A 17,314-nucleotide genomic window follows, 5' to 3' on the forward strand; every position below is an offset into this window, starting at 1 on the left:
CGGGGGGCGGGGCGGCGGGCCCCCCCCCCCCCTCCGCCGGGGGCGCCGCCGACGTCGTGGCCTGCGGGGCCGAGGTCCCGCATCCGGCGAGTACGGCCACGGCGGCGACCAGGACGGAACCACGGGTTATGACAGACATGGACATGTCGCTCCTTGCTTTACAGGACGTGGGCCAGGAACGCGGCGGTGCGCTCCGAAGCGGGCGAACGCAGTACCTGCTTCGCCGGGCCCTGTTCTTCGATGACGCCTCCGTCGAGGAACACCACGGTGTCCCCCACTTCCTGGGCGAACCCCACCTCGTGCGTGACGACGAGCATGGTCATGCCCTGGCCCGCCAGGTCGCGCATGACCCCGAGGACCTCGCCGACCAGCTCCGGGTCCAGCGCGCTCGTCGGCTCGTCGAACAGCAGCACCGACGGGTCCATCGCCAGCGCGCGGGCGATCGCCACCCGCTGCTGCTGGCCGCCGGACAACTGCGCCGGACGTTTGTCCGCGTGCGCGGCCAGTCCCACCCGCGCCAGCAGCTCCCGTGCCCGTTCCCTGGCCACGTCCCGCTCGCGCCGCAGGACCGTCACCGGGCCAAGCATGACGTTCTCCAGCGCGGTGAGGTGCGCGAACAGGTTGAACTGCTGGAACACCATGCCCATCCTGCGACGGGTCATGGCCAGCCGCTTCGGCGACGACTCGACCAGCCTGCCGTCGCGCGGCTCATACCCGACCAGCTCGCCGTCGACGGCCACCAGCCCCGCGTCGAGCGTCTCCAGATGCGCGATGCAACGCAGCAGCGTGCTCTTGCCGCCGCCGGAGGGGCCGAGGAAGCAGACCACCTCACCGGGCGTGACATCGAGGTCGATGCCGCGCAGCACCGGGATGCCGCCGTAGGACTTGCGCAGACCCCGTACGCTCACCGCGCCCTTCACCGCAGCCCCCGCTCCAGGTAGTGCTGACCGATCGAGGCCAGGCTGACCAGCGCCAGGTACCACAGGGAGGCGACCAACAGCAGGGCGATGACCTGGTAGTTCTGGCCGTAGATCTGCTGGGCGCGGGTCAGCAGGTCACCGCCGCCGATGACCGAGACCATCGAGGTGCCCTTGAGGATGAGGATGAACTGGTTGCCGAGCGCGGGCAGGATCACCCGGATGGCCTGCGGCACGATGATCCGCCTCGACGCCTGCCCCGGAGTCATGCCGATCATGAGCGCGGCGTCCACCTGACCGCGCGGGATCGCGAGGAAACCACCTCGGATGATCTCCGCCATGTAGGCGGCCTCGTGCAGGGCCAGCCCGAACAGCGCGGCGATGAACGGGGTGATGAGAGTGTTGGCGTCGCCGTACCAACCGAGCGAGGTGCCGGGAATCCCGATGCCGATCCTGGGGAAGAGCAGGGCGAGGTTGAACCAGAAGACGAGCTGGACGAGCAGCGGCGTGCCTCGGAAGAACCAGATGTAGGCGGCGTAGGCCGCGCTGAGCACCGGGTTGCCCGACTGTCTCATCAGGGCCAGCAGCATTCCGATGAGCAGGCCGAGCAGCAGCGTGGACACGGTGAGCAGTAGGGTGACGCCGACCCCACTGAGGATGGGTTCGGCGAACAGATAAGACCCGATCACCGCCCAGTCCAGGTTGGGGCTGGTGACAACCGTCCAGAACAGCCAGGCGGTCAGTGCGAGCAGCACCGCGCCGAGCCCCCAGCGCGAACCCAGGCGCCGCCGCGGCGCTATGGGCATCTTCGAGAGTTCGTCGAGCACGCGACGAACGTAGGACCGCTCTCAGTGCCAAGGCTTGACGCTGGCTGCACTCTTGTGGGATCTCCCGGCACAAATGCCACGTCCCACTTGATCGTTTCGTCCGCTCACCCACCGAAGATCCGGTCGTACGGGCTTCTCGGGAGACCTACCGTCCCAGCACGCCTCTCTTGCGGTAGTGCCCTACAGGAGTCAAGTGATCAGGAGATGCAGGTGCCGCCCCACACTCACGATGCGAGGCGGCACACATTGCATTGCTCTCGAATATGAGTTTCGGAAAAGCAGCTCTAAGCTACTCGGTTCCCCTCAAGGGGCCGAACCTCGAAGGAGTGTGATGATCCCCTGCATCCTCATGCCAGGAGAATCCACCAGCCACCACATAGCTAGCTTTTCCATCGAGCAGGAAAAGTTGCTTCCCGATCACCTCTTCTGACTCATTTACGAGTATTTCCCTCTTTTCATCACCTTCGACACAGAAGATGATGAGCTTACTGTACGTTGGCCGAATCAGCATAAGTTCGACCCCTACGAATACCACATCGATTCGAGTCGAGAACCCCGCGACATTGACGCTCCGCAGGAGAAGAGTCGAATGACTCACGGAGTACTGCCAAACCTGGAATCCCCGATGCCACTCAGCGATCTTCTGCATTTTTATTTTCCCGGCTTAGGCCATGCCGCCGGTTCCGGAATGCTGACCGGGCGACCCTTCTGGTAAAAGGTGATGCTACTCCACGGCCGGTTTCCGAGCCGCACCGCCTTACCTATAATATACATCTCCCGCTCAGTGGCGAACCAGTTATCCCCCATCCCGTTCTTGTAGGCGGCCATAAAGAGCTCCGCAGGACTATTCCCCCCGGCAAACCCATCGAGCGATACGTGGATGTTGACACTGGGATCATTGGCGGCACGATGAACCAGACTCTGCCAGTTTGGATCATCCAGGTAATGCGTAAATCCATTGTCCGTGGCGAACTTCTCCAAGTTGTTCGCCTTTATCCCCAGCGCCACGTCAGAGCAAGGAACGGCGTTGTGAACCAGCAGGCTTTGACTGCCGGCCGCCACATAATATGTATGAAGGTCGGCAACCGTGAAGTTGTAGACCTGTTGATATGCGGTCCATTTTTTGATCGCGGTGATCTGGACGTAGGTGCCGGCCGATGTGCGCAGGGACATGCCAGGTTTAAGGTCCTTGGCGTTGACCCACTTGTGCAGTTCAGATACCCAGAAGGGGTGGATCTCGGTGGCGATGACCAGGCCGGTCTTGTTCCCCTTCCTTCCGTCGGTGTCGACGGTGATCTGGACGAGGTTCTTGTCGTCCTCACCGGTGATCAGCGCGATGACGGGTTTGGCCTCGGTCTTTCCTGTTTCAGGGTCGGTGGCCAGGACCTCGTCGCCGACCTTGACGTCCTCGATCGCCTTGCGGGTGCCGTCGGCCATGAGCACCTCGGTGCCCGGAACGAAGCTCTGCCGGCACGCCTTCGAGACCTTTCTGACCCTGTTCCCGGCACGAGCCGCCCTGCTGCCCGCTCGGAGGGCACGGGCGCCCACCTCTGCGACTTTGCCGAGCACGCCGGTGATGACGCCCACGGCGGCCCAGGCACAGCTGGTGCCGTCACCGTTGGCGCAGTCGACGTAGTCCGCCACGAAGAGGTCGTAGAGTGCGGCTACCTCGGACTTGCCCCAGTTGCACTTGTTCATCCCGATCTTCTGGCAGTGCTTGAAGTACGCGTTGATGTCCTCGCCGGGCTGGGGACTGGGAGTCACCTCCGCGGAGGTGGAGGACTGCTTCTTCGCGGGTTTCGGCGGTGATACCGGAGGCGGTGGGGTGGGTTTCGGAGTCGGTTTCGTGGCGATACCGCCGCCGTCCGACGAGGCCACGTTGAAGTGGCCGTCGATTTCCACGATGCCGACCGGGTTGCCGCCGGTGAAGGCGTAGCGGTTGGACGTCCAGGGGTCGAGGCCGAGGCCGAGGTCGTCCAGGGCTCCGTCGTAGGAGTCGAGGGTGAGGAAGCGGTTCAGGCCCGGGCTGTAGTCGCGGAAGCCCATGTCGTAGGTCTCGGTGGAGTTGTCCCACCGTTTGGCGTTGAACCGGTAGGGGTTGTACTCCTCCTGGGCCGTGGGATTGGCCGGATCCGGTTTGTCGATGCCGGTGAAGAGTTTGTCGTCGTTCTTGCCGTAGGCGGTGTAGCCGTAGGTGGCGCGGGTGTCACCGGTCTCCGAGGTCAGGGTCTCGACGTCGGTGTGGGCGTTGTAGCCGTAGTAGGAGGACTCCTCACCGCCGTCTGCCTTGGCCTTCACCTGGGACAGGCGCTCGCCCCACGGGCTGTACTGGAAGGAGCGGGTGAGCCTGCCCGCTACCTCCTCGTCCAGGACCTCGTCCGACATGCCGAGGTAGGAGTACGCCGTGGTCTTCGCCGCGGCCGTACCCGTCTTCTCGGTCTTGCTGGTGGTGCGGTCGAGCGGGTCGTAGGTGTAGGTGGTGACCGTGCCGGCGCCGTTCTCGCCGAGCTTGTCGTGCCTGACGATGTGGTCGAAGCCGTCGTAGGTGTACTTCTCCAGGGTCTGGCCGCCGCCGGTGACGGTGCGCAGCCTGCCGTACGGGTCGTAGGTGTAGGTCTCGGTCGCGCCCTCGGTGGTCGAGGTGGTCAGGCGGTCGCGGTCGAAGGTGAAGGTGGTCTTCTTGCCGCCGACCTCCTCCTCGTACACGTTGCTGTTGGCGTCGTGCAGGTAGGTCTCGGTCGTCGCCGCGCCACCACCGGCCGGAGTCTTGACGGACTTGGCGATCCGGTCGCGGGGGTCGTAGGTGTAGGTGTAGTCGTTCTCCAGGTAGGCGCCGGGGTTGTCGGCGTTCTGGATCTTGGACAGGTCGCGGGAACGCTGCAGGTTGCCCTGGTAGCCGACGGTGTGCTCGGACACCAGCGTGCCGTTGGGCTTCTTCTCGATGGAGTGCCGCAGCAGGCCGTCGAGGAAGTAGTCGTAGTCGACGGTGTTGCCGTTGGCCTTGGTCTCCCGAAGGCGTTCGGCCCTGGCGGTGTAGGTGTAGGAGGTGACCTTCGGCGCGGTGTCGGTCGCGGACTTGGCGTTGGTCACCCGCTCGACGAGGTCGCGCACGTCGTAGTCGTAGGTGGCGACGGTCTTGTCGTGGGTGCGCCTGGTCGGGGCGCCGTTCTCGTTGTAGGTGTAGGCGGTGGTGTTCTTCACCACGTCGTCGAGCTTCTCGACGATCCGATCCACCTGGTTGAGGCCGGTGTAGCCGATGTCCCAGGTGTCGATCTTGGCGGTGGCGGAATTGTCGAGGAGCCTCGTCAGGTTGGCGTTGGGGTCGTAGGAGTAGACGAAGTCCTTCTTCTCGCTGTCGGCCGCGCCGTTGTCGTGCACGAGCTTGACGGAGTCCGCGGCGACGATGCCGTTGGCCCTGTCGGTCAGGGTGACGCTCTGGGCGCCGCCCTCGGTGAAGGTGAAGGTGCCGACGCCGACCCACTCTCCGGCGCGGGCGCTCTGGTCGACCTTCGCGGTGTTCTCCGCGCCGTCGTGCTTGATCGTGTACGCGGCGTCGGTCGCGGTGGCTCCGGCCGGATACTTCACGTAGACCTTGTAGGCACCCCGTACCGGAATGGTGAGGTTCCAGGTGAAGGTGCTGCCACCGGAGCCCGCGGGCGCGGTGGCGTAGTCGAACCCGGTGAAATCCTTACGGAGGCCAACCGAAACGGGGGCCGCCTTCCAGGAGCCGGTCGCGGCGGTCTGGCCGGTGTCGGAGTTGTCGGCGAGCACCACGTCCACGTCGAGCGGGACGCCGTTGTCGGCGTGGGTCTTGAGTTTGCCGTCGGGGAAGTAGCTCCAGGTCACGGCTCGCTGGGAGGAGCCGCCCGCCGAGGTGACGGTGCGGTTGGTCTGCAGGCCGAGCACATTGTAGTCGTAGGCGGTGGTGATGTCCCACGGGTCGGTCGAGGTCTTGGTCCAGCCGGTGTCCCAGTACGACATCGTGGTGACGTTGCGGACGCTCTGCCCTTGCGAGGGCGGCGTCGAGATCTCCTTCAGGCGGGAGACCTCGTCGTAGACGTACTTCACCGAGTCGGGGGTGTTGTACCTCGGGTCGTCCCGGTCGAAGGGGGAGATCTCCTCGACGGGCCGGTTCAGCTTGTCGTACTTCGTCTCGGCAATGAAGTCCGTCGGGTCGTCGGTCGTCTCGACACCCCGCGGGGTGACGGTCTGCGTCTGGTTTCCGGCCTGGTCGTAGACGAACCGGGTGGTCACGTACTTGACCGCGCCGTCGGCCTCCGCGTGCGGGACCCGGGTCTCGACCACGTCGCCGCGCTTGTCCAGGGTGACGAGGGTCTTGTTGCCCTCCTCGTCGGTGGTCCCTTCGACCAGGCTGTCGAGGTCGTAGTCGGTCGTGGTCCGGTTCCCGGCGGCGTCCCTGGTCTCGACGGGCCGGTGGTCACGGTCGAAGACGTAGGTCGTGGTGTAGTCGTCCGCGTCCGGGGTGGCGTTCTTGCGCGGGTCGACGACCTTGACGGTGTTGCCGACGTTGTCGTAGGTGTAGGTGATCTTCTTCTGGTCGGCGTTGATCACGTCGGTCAGCTGGTAGATCGGGTCGTAAACGTACGTGGTGGTGAAGTCGCCCGCCTGCGCGGTGAGGTTGCCCTTGGGCTCGACCTGGGTGAGCAGGTTGCCCGCGAGGTCGTAGGTGAAGGACGCCTTGCGCTCGGGGCCGTCGTCGGCGTCCTTGGGCAGCAGCGACTCGACCAGCTGGTCGGCCCTGTCGTAGACGGCCGTGGACACCGCCCCGTTGGGCGCGGTCATCGTGGTGACGTTGTCGTTGGGGTCGTAGACCGGGGCGGGGGTGACGACGAACACCCCGGCGTCCTGGTCCTTGGGAGTCTTGCTCTCCAGGGGCCGTTCGAAGAGGTCGTAGGTCTGGGTGGTCCTCTTGCCCAGCGCGTCCGTCACCGACAGCACGTTGCCGCGCGCGTCGTAGGCGGTCGTGGTGACCTTGCCGTAGGCGTCGGTGATCGTCTGCGGATAGCCCGTCGGGTGGTAGGAGCCGTAGGCGGTCGGGTTGCCGTTGGCGTCGGTCGCCTTGGTGAGCTGGCCGAGCGGATCGTAGTCATACGACGTCGTGTAGTCACCGGCCGCGGGTGTCGAGACGCCGAGCGGGTCGACGACGGTCTTCAGGTTGCCCTTGGCGTCGTAGCCGAAGGCCCACCCGCGTCCCTGTGGGCTGGTCTTGTTCGTCAGGTCGGCGACGTAGCCGTTCAGCGCCGTCTGGTAGCCGAGCACCGTCGCGGGGGTGCCGTTCCGTACGGCCTCCGCGTCCCGCAGCTCCAGCGGGTAGCCGGTCTTCGGGTCGTACCTCCAGGTCGAGGCGGCGCCGTTGGCCTCGGTGAGCTTGGTGACGTTGTGGTCGTCGTCCCGCTCAAGGGCCGTGGTCTCGTTCTTGGCGTTGACGATCGACGCGGCTCTGCCGTACCCGTCGAGTGTGTAGGTGCTGCCGTGTGACAGCGGGTCGGTGACGGTGGCCCGTACGGCGGTGCCGCCGAGCGAGACGTAGTTCAGGCGGGTCACCCCGCCGAGCCGGTCGGTGATGGTCGCCAGCTTCGACCTGCCGCTGAAGTCGGACGGGGAGGTGTGGTAGGCGAAGCGGGTGGCGTTGCCGCGCGGGTCGGTGACGGAGGTCAGCTTGACGTTGCAGCTGCCGCGCGGAGCGTCGTAGGTGAACCGGAACGTCTTGGCCTGTCCGTCGCCCGCGCCGTCGACCAGCCTGGCCAGCTGCCCCCTGGCGCTGTAGGTGAAGGTGACCTTCCGTCCGGCGACGTCGGTGACGGAGGCGATGTTGTCGGCGATGTAGGGGTTGGTCAGCCGGGTGCCCTGCACCTCCTGCCCGTCGTCGCCGATGTAGGAGTATTTCTGGCCGCGCTTGTAGTAGTCGAGGGTCAGCGTCCTGCGTCCGGCCGCGTCGGTGATGTAGCGCAGGTACTTGCCGGGCCGGTTGCCGCACAGGGCCCGCTCGTAGGTGAACGACATGGCGTTGCCGTTCTTGTCGACGATCGCCGACTGGTAGCCCTCGTCGTCGAAGAAGAACTGGGTCCGGTCCGGCTTGGTCATCACCCAGGTGCGGCGCGGGTCCCTGGAGTCGGTCTTCTGGAGGTACAGGTGGACTCCGCGCGGGTGGACGTAGTCACAGGTGGCCGCCGTGCAGGTCCGCGCGTCGCGGCCGTGGGTGTCGAGTGTCCACAGATGGCTGGTGCCGTCCCCGTCGGTGAGCCGTACCTTCGACGGCCACGACGTGCGCCACGGCAGGAACTCCAGCGGCGAGCCGAGCCGCTGCAGCGTCGAGGTCTGCAACGACCAGCCGTGCCCCATCGCGGAGGTCGAGGTGTCCAGGGAGTTGTAGGTCGCCCTGACGAAGGTGGAGATGCCGCGCGAGGGGTTGGACAGCGCGTTGTAGTTCCAGACCAGGTTCCCGGTGTGCGGGTTGACCAGCGCGGTCGACCCGGCGCCGGTGTTCTTACCGGTGTAGGAGTAGAACTTCTCCGACCCCAGGAAGTCGCTGGTGGGCCTGACGATCCGGATGAGCTGCGGCAGCCTGGGGAGGTGCTGGGAGGAGGACTTCCAGGTGCCGGTGAGCGTGTCCTGCACATCCCAGGCCAGCGTGTACGGCTCCGCCGCGTTGTCCTCCCCTGAGCCCGCGGGGGCCTTGACCGCGGCGTCCACCATGACGGTCTCACCGGGCGCCAGGTCCCTGGGCAGCCGGGTGAGCGCCTGGTTGGAGGCGTCGGTGACGTCGGTCTCGTCCGGTAGCTGCCACCGGTAGCCCAGGGCGGTCGAGGCGGCGGGCCAGGCCTGGTCGGTGGTGTTGGTCACCGCGATCCGGACCGTCTGGCTCTCCCCGGCGTCCAGGGTGGTGGGCGTCTCCGGGGCGTAGAAGGCGGAGGCGCCGTCGGTCTTCTCCAGGTAGGTCACCCGGAGCCTGGGCCGGAGCACCGGTTCGCCGTCGGCCTCGCCGGACAGGAACGACGCCGACTGCTTGGCGCTGCCGGCCTCGTTGGCCACCTTCACCAGCAGCCCGTTCGCCGACGCGGGAGTGGCGATCCAGTCCCTGGCCGCTCCGGTGACGGCCCAGGTGCGCCAGCCGGGCGTCGCGCCCAACCCGGTCACCGTTCCTAGCGCGGCGGCGGCGAAGTCACCGCCCGGCGCCGCCCAGGCGGCCGAGCCGTCGGCCTTCGCCCAGGTGGCGTTCTCGTCGAAGGCGCGGGTGAGCTTGTGCGCGGTGAACGACGCTCCCGAGCCGGTGGCTCCCACGTTCCACAGCGACAGCGTCGCCTCGCTGACCTGCGCGTCGGCCGGGATCTCGGTGGCGAAGTCGTCGAACTTCAGCACGGCGCGGGTGGTCGCCGGAGCGGTTGTCGTGTTGCCGGCCTGCAGCAGCTTCCTGCCGCCGATCGTGTCGTGGCCGGTGGTGGGCTCGCCGGAGGCGAGGGTGGTGTCGGCGCCGCCGTACAGCATCTTGGAGATGTGGCCGGGCTTGGGCATGACCACCGTCAGGCGCTGCGACGGCGACTCCCGCCCGTCCTTCGTCCTGACCACGATCCAGTAGGTGGCCTCGTGGATGTAGGAGGGGTCGGCCACCGCCTCGGGGTCGCCGCCGCCCGTGGTGTCGGTGTAGGAGGTAACGTCGGGCGCCAACGGGGTGACCAGGGTGTCGGCTCCGACGCCGCCGCATCCCGAGGGGCACTCGCGGTGCACCTGGTACTCCACCAGGTCGTCGGAGTCATCGCCCGGTGTCGGGTCCTGGTACGGCGTCCACGAAAGGCGGGCGCCCGTCGCCGAGACCGTGGTGACCGGGTTGAGGGTGACCGAGGGGGCGCCGTAGGTCACCAGCAGGCGCGGCATGGTGGTGGTCTCGCCCGTCATGCCGTCGCCGCCGTAGACGTCCTCGCCCGCCTCGTAGACCGGCCCGGCGATCTTCGCGGCGGCGCTCTCGTCGGCCGCCTTGAGCACGAAGCCGTTGGCCGGGGTCTCGACATCGGCCAGCCACCTGTTGACCACGCCGGTGACGTTGAACGAGTGCCACCGGTTCAGCTCGCCGGGCTGGCGGGTCACCGACGCGGTGACCGTGTTCGCGAAGGCGGGCTGGTTGTTCCAGGTGACGTCGAAGGAGTTCCAGTCCGCGGTGATCTCCCGCGCCTCGACCGTGACGGGTCCCGTCTCGCCGAGCGCCTGGTCGAAGTAGGTCTCAAGCCGGGCGTCGGAGACCTGCGCGCCGATCGGCAGGTCGGTGAGGTTGAAGTACAGCAGTGCCCGGCTGACCCCGCTTGAGGAGATCCTGCCGACCGGCAGCTTCCAGGAGCCGTCGTAGTTGGTGGTCTTGGCGGCGGAGCTGACGTAGGCGTCCATCCCGCCGAAGCCGTTGGCGACGATCTTGACGGTCGGGTCGACGACCACCGGCCACTTCCGGTCGGCCACGGCCAGCCAGCCCGCGTCGGGCTTCAGGGTGATGGTCGCCTGGTCGCCCTGCTGGGCCAGGTTCTGGGCGACGGCGTCGGAGTGGCGCCTGCCGTACGGCGAGGCGGCGTCCGGCTGCGCGTCGAGCATGAACGGCCTGGGCACGGAGAACACCGGCTCGTCGCCCGCGGTGAACACGATCGACCCGTCGGGCCGCTGCTCGGCCCGCACTCCGTCGGAGCGGACGGTGAAGGCGAACGAGGCGTCCAGGGCCGGGGCCTTGGAGAGCACGATGTACTCCTTCACCCCCGCCGGGGTGACTTTGAACACCAGGTCGGCGCCGTCCCAGATGCCGCGGTAGGTGACCTTCGACCCGTCCACCTTCGGGGAGACGGGCCGGGCCGGGCCCGCGAGACCGAAGGTGACCTGCCGGTCGCCCAGCCTGACGTTCAGCAGCCTGTCGGTCGCGTTCCCGAACCGGGAGCCGAACCCGGCGTTGTCGTTGCCCGAGACGAAGCCCTCGCCCAGCCCCTTGTCACCGGCCTTTCCGCCGGGGGCCGCCGTCACGGTGGTGTCGATCTTCTGCCACTTCCCGGACGGGTCCCGGTAGTGCAGTGGCGTGGCGGACAGCTCGGCCTGCCGCCGCCCGTCCTCCAGCTCGTAGACGGAGCCGAATCGGGAACGCTGGTCGGCCAGTTCCCTGACCCGCTTGCCGGGCGGTTGCGTCCGGCCCGCCACCGTGTCACGCCCCGGCAGCTCCGCCGTCTCGCGCGCGGGGCGCATTCCGCCCGGCGGGTCGTCCGTTTCGCCGGCGAGGGCGCCGCCCGCCCAGGCGGCGGCTCCCCGCAGCAGTTCGTCGAGCTTGATCGGCAGTTCGGGAGGACCGTCCGTCTGGGCCAGCGCGGCGGTCGGGGACGCGGAGGCCACCAGCGCGCACAGCAGGACGGTGACCAGTAATCGGAGGCGGCCGGGCGGGCGCCCGTCCCGGCGACGGCCGGGTGCGGTCTTTCTTCGATACGGATTCGGCAGATTCATGTCCATCTCCAATGGATCGAAGAACACAAAACGCCGTGATCGTAAAAAACCAGTCAATTCCTGTAAACAGTGACAGTGGGTGATCTTTTATGTACACCGTAACGCCGGGGATCATCCGAGCGATAGCACAATTCAATTGACGAACTCATGGAACGTTCCATTGCGGCGACCCAAGTAATTCGCCGGACCATAATCACGGCAGGGGTGGTCACCCTTATCACGGGAAGCAATCGGATAAGCACCTAAAATCAGGGCACGGGAAAATCTTCGATGCCGAAAGAACATGCTGCATCCGCCCGCGACTCTCGGGCTCCGGACCCTGCGTAGCCGCAGGTTCTCGCTGCGTCCGACGGAAAGGAGCCGATGTGTCGACCGCGGGGAATATCCCCGGAAGCGACACCGGGAAGCGGAGAACCCGCCGGATGAATCCCCCTTCTCCAAATGTCGGTATTTGGCGGTGTTATTCGCGGCCCACCATGCTGGGCAAGCGGTTTTATGAAAGGCCCGGAAAACACCGGGCCACGGTATCGAAAACTCCACATGCCTTACGTGAATGCATAGAACATCGACCGGAGCAAGGGAGAGACATTTCTCCGCCCGCTGGTTCGTTCGTCAGTGAGAACGGTGTCCGCTGAGAATCCGGTCGAGCAGGAAACCGATCGCCCCGATGAGCAGCATCGTGGCGGCCAGCCTTTCGTAGTCGAGGTTGTCGCGCGCGTTGAGGATCAAGTAGCCGAGCCCGTCGGAGACCCCGAACATCTCGGCGGGCACGAGCACGACCCAGGCGACGCCGAGGGCGACCCGCAGCGCCGTACGGAGTGAACCGGCGAGGCCGGGGATGACGGTGCTGCGGACGACCTCCCACCGCGTCGCCCCGAGCGAGCGCGCGACCAGTGCCGCGCCGGGATCGAGCGCCCGCGTCCCCGCGGACACCCCGAGCACGATCGGCCACACCGCGGCGAGCGCGATGAGCGCGATCACGGGGGCGTCGCCGGAGCCGAGCAGAACGATCACGAGCGGCGCCCACGCCAGCGGAGACGTCATCCGCAGGAACTGGACGACCGGGGCGGTCGCGTACTCGGCCAGTGCCCTTGAACCGAACAGCAGCCCCAGCGGCACCCCCGCCGCCGTCGCGGCCAGCAGACCGAGGAGCAGCCTGCGCAGCGACGCGGTGACCCCCGAGAGGGTCGAGTGCTCGCCGAGCGCCTCCGTCAGTGCCGCGAACGCCGAACCGGGTCCCATCCGGGACAGGATGGCGTTGTCCGCGAAAACGACCCGGGTGGCCAGCCACCACAGCGCGACGACCAGCAGGACCACACCGGCACGCGCCGTCACCCGCGCCGCCGTCCCCCCGCTCCGGCCGTCTCTCGCAGGGCGTCCCTCTCCTTCAGGTTCCCCGCCGCGACAGCGCGCCACGGGTCCGGCCAGGGCGCTCACGGCTCGACGACTTCCGTGCGGGTCCCGGCCGCGCCGAAGACCCCCAGGCCGCCCGCGCGTGCGATCGCCGCGGATGAGATGTCCACGGCGACGAGGTCGCGGTGCACACTCGATGGATCGAGCGCGCCGAGCCAGCTCACGTCCGCGTCCACGGTTGTCTCCTTCATCGCCCTGACGAGTTCGTCGGTGTAGGTGGGATAGGGATGAGGCTGGAAGTCGATGCGGTTCGACCGCCACTGCGGATGCCGTACCGCGCCGGACGTGACGTAGGCCGGATCCTGATGCGCCGCGAGGGTCCGCTTCAGCGCGGGCAGGGGCTGGGGGAGGTAGCCTCCCGCCGACAGGCGTTCCGCCGCTCCGTCACGGTCATTCCTGATCGCGAGCTGCGCCGCGACGATGGCCTCGGTCGCGCGCAGCGCCACATCGGGCCGCTCGCGCACCAGCGACTCGCGCACGACCGTCACGCAGCACGCGTGGTCCTTCCACACATCGCCGGTGAACCGCAGGATCTTCCCGATCCCGCGCACCTCTCCGACGGCGCAGAACGGCTCGGCGACGATGTATCCGGAGATCGAGCCGGACGTGAGCGCGGCGGGCATGTCGGCGGGCGGGATCACGACGAGCTGGGCCGTACGGGAGGCCGCGCTCGGCGGGGTGTCGATGACGGGGGTGATGCCGGCCGCGCGCAGCAGTTTCTGCAGGACCACGTTGTGCACGGAGAACCAGGCGGGAATGGCCACGTTCGCGCCCGCCAGGTCCTCGACCGAGCCGATCCTGTGGGCGACGGTCAGCGCGGAACCGTTGGTGTGGTTCCAGGCGAGCACCTTCACCGGCACCTTGGCGTCGTAGCGCAGCTGGATCGCGAGCGGCATCAGCAGGTGGACGAGGTCGACGTTGCCGCCCTGGAACGCCTCGACGAGCGGGGCCCAGCCCCGGTAGAGGGTCGGGGGCGGGGTGGTGATGCCCCGGTCGGTGAACTGGCCCGAGTCGTGGGCCAGCAGCAGCGGGGCCGCGTCGGTGATGGGCAGGTAGCCGATACGCAGCGTCGCGGGTCCCCCACCCGCGGCCGCGGGTCCTCCTCCGAGGGCCGGGGAGCGCGCTGCGGTGTCCGCGCCCCCGCGCGTCGCGGCACCGGCCCGCTCGCCTGAGGTCAGTACGGATCCGGCGACGGGCACCGCGAGCAGGGTGAGGGCGCCCGCGACGACCAGCGCCTCCCTGCGGGTCGCGCCCGCTGCTTGCGCCGGCGTCGCGGTTTCTGCGTCCGGTGCCTGCGCCGGTGTCGCGGTTTCTGCGTCCTGGCCGCCCAGCTCGGACCGTTCCGCGTGGGAGGTGAAGTGCGCCAGGAGGGCGCGCCTGGCCGAGCCGTCGGCGAGTTCCTCACGTCGCGTCACCGGGGAGGGCAGCACCTCCAGCGGCTCACGCCCGGTGTGCAGCAGCCCGATCCGGTCACCGAGGAGCAGCGCCTCGTCCAGGTCGTGGGTCACCAGGACGGTCGAGAGCCCCAGCCTCTCGTGTACGGCGCGCAGCCAGTCCTGGAGGTCGGCCCTGGTGAGAGGGTCGAGCGCGCCGAAGGGCTCGTCGAGCAGCAGCAGCGAGGGGCTCGCGACCACGGCCCGTGCCACCGCGACCCGCTGCGCCTGTCCGCCCGACAGCTGTGACGGATAGCGGTGCGCCAGGTCGGCGATGCCCAACTCGGTGAGGACCTCATTCACCCGGCGGTCGGCCGCCGCCCTGCCCCCGCTCTCGCGTCCGCCGTTCGCGCGGTACTCCAGGCCGAGGCGCACGTTGCGCGCGACCGTCCGCCACGGCAGCAGATGCGGCTCCTGGAAGACCGAACGGGTCGCCCCGCCGTCGTCCTCCGGGCGCCGTACGGTGCCGGAGGCCGGGGTCTGAAGCCCCGACAGGACGCGCAGCAGGGTGGACTTGCCCGCTCCGGAGGGGCCCACGAGGGCGAGGAACTCCCCCGCCTCCAGGCGGAGGTCGATGCCGGTGAGGACGTCGTGACGGCCGTAGCGGACGCTGACGGCGGAGAGTTCGGCGATGTTCTGCGACATGTGACTGTCCCCTGGAAGGTGGCATGGCCGGTGAAAGCGACGGCCGCGTGGGACACCACGGCGGTGGACGCACGGCAACGGCGGACGCATGGCGCGAAAACTCGCCTGCCAGAAAAACCTACCAGACAGACCTGTTTTTATTGAAGACCCCTGCGGGGCTTCAGGAGGACAGCAGCTCGCGTGCCATCTCACGGGCGAGGGCGATCGGCGCCGTCGAGCGCGCGGCCTTCATCCCGGCGATCCCGCCGTCGTAGAGGATCTGAACGCGGTCGACCAGGGCGGCGCTCTCCGCGCCTCGCCCCGCGAGTGCCTCCGCCCATCGGGCGCGCACCCAGGCGCGGTGCGCCTCGACGGCCTCCCCGACCGGATGGCCAGGCCCGGGGAACTCGGTCGCCGCGTTGAGGAAGACGCAGCCGCGATAGGAGCGCCGCTGCGCCGAGGCGACGGCCAGGTCGAAGGAGACGAGAACCCGGTCGACCGGGTCACCGACCCCCGTGACCGCCGCCCGGTAGACGGCGCGGTCGGTGGCGTCCTGCCGTTCGAGGTAGGCGACGACGAGAGCCTCCTTCGACCCGAAGGCCTGGTACAGGCTCGCCTTCGCGACCCCGGCCTCGGCAATGATCTGATCGATCCCCACCGCGCGGATGCCGTGGAGGGGAAAGAGCAGGCTCACGGTCTCCAGCAGGCGCTCGGCGGGTCGGGGAGACGAGAGGGCGGTCACCACGGCAGTTTACGCTTCCGCGGCAGACGGGGTTGTGCCCGGCGAGGCGTGGCGTATGCTCCACTTGTTCATAGACAGATCTGTCTATGAACAAGCGCGGATTCCCGCCGCGGTTCCCCGTCCCCGCACCCGGACCGGGTGCGCCCGCCCCGAAGGAGGGCACGATGGCGCTGTACCTCATCGAGCTGAGCATCGGAGTCACCGACCGGCCCGCGGTCGAGGCCGCGATCGCCGAGGTCTCACGGCAGGCCGCAGAGACAGGTGGCGAGCTGATCGAGTCCCAGGTGACGGGAGACCTGTCGCGCGCCTACGTCGTCGTCCAGGCCGGCGCGCACGCGGACCTGCGCCTGGACCTCTCCCCGGTGCCCGGCGTCACCGCGGTCGCCGGGCCCGACGAGGTCAGACTCGTCGGCGCGGAGCTTGAGGACATCAAACGCGCGAAGGGCTCCGCGGACTATCTCGTCGAGTGGGACATCCCCGAGAATCTGGGCATGGACGACTACCTCGCGAGGAAGAAAGCCCGCGCGCCGCTGTACGCCCAGGTTCCCGAGGTGAGCTTCCTGCGCACCTATGTGCGCGAGGACACCGCCAAGTGCCTGTGCTTCTACGACGGCCCCGACGAGTCCGCGGTACTGCGGGCCCGCGAGGCGGTGTCGACGCCGGTGAGTCGCCTCTTCGAGCTCGACCGCGGACTCGACGGCGGGACGTCGCGGTGAGCGGGAGACCGGCTCCCTCACGGGCGGTCCCGCTTTCCGCATCCGCGCGGAAGGCGACGCGGTGAGCGAGAACACGACCGCTTCCCGGACGGAAGGCGAGGGAACGGCCGCTTCCGAGGACTGGCGCGAGCACCTGCCCGGTCTTCGCGAGTACGTCGCGGGCCGGGCCGCCGCAACGGACCGGGGCGAGACGGACCTCCGGGACACCCTGCGCCACCTCGGGGAACGGAACCTGCTCGGCCTGGACTCCGCAGCGGGGAGCACGGGCGTCTCCGACGTCGCGGAGGTGATCGAGCTGATCGCCACCGAGTGCCTGAGCTCGGCCTTCTCGTTCTGGGCGCACCGGATGGTGATCGAGTACCTGCGCGGGGCCGCGCGGGGCTCCGTTCTCGGACGGCTGCGGGACGGCCTCGTCGCGGGCGTCGAGGTCGGCTCGACCGCGATGGCCGCGGCTCTCCAGGAAGCCGCGGGCATGCGGACCGTCCCCATCGTCGCCACCCCCACGGGGAACGGTTTCCTGCTGGACGGCCCGATCCGATGGGCCTCCAACCTCGTGCCCGGCGCCTGTGTGGTGCTGCCCGCGCGGATCGGGGACACCGAGGACCGCGTCGTCGTGGTGGTGCGCACCGACGACCCCGGCGTCTCGGTCGCCCCGCCTCAGCGGCTGCTCGCCCTCGACGCGACGGCGTCGTCCTCGGTCGCCCTCTCCGGTGTGCGGGCCGACGCCGAGCACGTCGTCACCGACGACCTGCGCGCGTTCGTCCGGCGTGCGCGCCCAGTACTCCTGCTCCTGCAGACCGCGTTCTGTGTCGGGCTGGCGAGCCGGGCGCTCGACGAGGCCCGATCGGCCGTGACCGGCGAGGGCTCCGTGCTCGCGCCCGACGTCGAGGATCTCACCGCGCGACTGGCCGACGTGGGCGAACGCGCCCGCGACGCCCAGCGGGCGCCCGCCCTGGCCGATCCACGCGCGGTCACCCGGCTCCGCTTCGACGCCGCGGCCCTCACCCTCGCGGCGACCCGGCTTGAGGCGACCGCGCGTGGCGGGCTCGGCTACGTCACCTCAAGCCCGACGAACCGCAGGCTGCGCGAGGCGGCGTTCCTGCCCGCGCAGTCGCCGAGCGAGATCCAGCTCCGCTGGGAACTCTCCCGGCCGCCCGGCTGA

Annotated in this window: 9 protein-coding genes; 2 read left to right on the plus strand and 7 right to left on the minus strand. The window is 68.5% G+C overall.

From position 1 onward, the window contains the following. Positions 1 to 158: 158 nt before the first annotated feature. From AB0395_RS38585 to AB0395_RS38615, 7 genes are all read right to left on the minus strand, one after another. Positions 159 to 920, minus strand: a complete 762-nt coding sequence (locus tag AB0395_RS38585) for an amino acid ABC transporter ATP-binding protein (protein ID WP_366290066.1) — start codon at positions 918 to 920, stop codon at positions 159 to 161. Further along, the gene (locus AB0395_RS38590) at positions 917 to 1,744 is read right to left on the minus strand and encodes an amino acid ABC transporter permease (protein ID WP_366290069.1); all 828 of its coding nucleotides are present in this window, start codon (positions 1,742 to 1,744) and stop codon (positions 917 to 919) included. Before AB0395_RS38590 ends, AB0395_RS38585 begins: the two co-directional genes overlap by 4 nt. A 289-nt stretch (positions 1,745 to 2,033) precedes the next feature. Then, positions 2,034 to 2,393, minus strand: coding sequence for a hypothetical protein (locus AB0395_RS38595; RefSeq protein WP_366290071.1), 360 nt, complete (start codon positions 2,391 to 2,393; stop codon positions 2,034 to 2,036). A gap of 2 nt (positions 2,394 to 2,395) precedes the next feature. Next, the gene (locus AB0395_RS38600) at positions 2,396 to 11,224 is read right to left on the minus strand and encodes a DNRLRE domain-containing protein (RefSeq protein WP_366290074.1); all 8,829 of its coding nucleotides are present in this window, start codon (positions 11,222 to 11,224) and stop codon (positions 2,396 to 2,398) included. A gap of 612 nt (positions 11,225 to 11,836) precedes the next feature. Beyond that, positions 11,837 to 12,559 carry an ABC transporter permease subunit gene (locus AB0395_RS38605; RefSeq protein WP_366290077.1) on the minus strand — a complete coding sequence of 241 codons (723 nt, stop codon included), beginning with the start codon at positions 12,557 to 12,559 and terminating at the stop codon, positions 11,837 to 11,839. Between the two features lie 98 nt (positions 12,560 to 12,657). Next, a complete protein-coding gene (locus AB0395_RS38610) occupies positions 12,658 to 14,715 on the minus strand; it encodes an ABC transporter substrate-binding protein (protein ID WP_366290080.1) in 2,058 nt (685 codons plus the stop codon). A gap of 160 nt (positions 14,716 to 14,875) precedes the next feature. Then, positions 14,876 to 15,436, minus strand: coding sequence for a helix-turn-helix domain-containing protein (locus AB0395_RS38615; protein WP_366290083.1), 561 nt, complete (start codon positions 15,434 to 15,436; stop codon positions 14,876 to 14,878). A gap of 164 nt (positions 15,437 to 15,600) precedes the next feature. On the opposite strand from AB0395_RS38615, the gene AB0395_RS38620 reads away from it, so the two are divergent. Continuing rightward, a complete protein-coding gene (locus tag AB0395_RS38620; RefSeq protein WP_366290086.1) occupies positions 15,601 to 16,152 on the plus strand; it encodes a DUF4242 domain-containing protein in 552 nt (183 codons plus the stop codon). Between the two features lie 61 nt (positions 16,153 to 16,213). Then, entirely contained in the window at positions 16,214 to 17,314 is a 1,101-nt protein-coding gene (locus tag AB0395_RS38625; RefSeq protein ID WP_366290089.1) for an acyl-CoA dehydrogenase family protein, read from the plus strand.

This window comes from Streptosporangium sp. NPDC051023 (assembly GCF_040689595.1).
Lineage (GTDB): Bacteria > Actinomycetota > Actinomycetes > Streptosporangiales > Streptosporangiaceae > Streptosporangium.

Excerpts from the sequence above, each read along its gene's own strand:
- AB0395_RS38600 (WP_366290074.1), bottom strand. The coding sequence starts at position 11,224 with ATGAATCTGCCGAATCCGTATCGAAGAAAGACCGCACCCGGCCGTCGC.
- AB0395_RS38620 (WP_366290086.1), top strand. The coding sequence starts at position 15,601 with ATGGCGCTGTACCTCATCGAGCTGAGCATCGGAGTCACCGACCGGCCC.
- AB0395_RS38610 (WP_366290080.1), bottom strand. The coding sequence starts at position 14,715 with ATGTCGCAGAACATCGCCGAACTCTCCGCCGTCAGCGTCCGCTACGGC.
- AB0395_RS38595 (WP_366290071.1), bottom strand. The coding sequence starts at position 2,393 with ATGCAGAAGATCGCTGAGTGGCATCGGGGATTCCAGGTTTGGCAGTAC.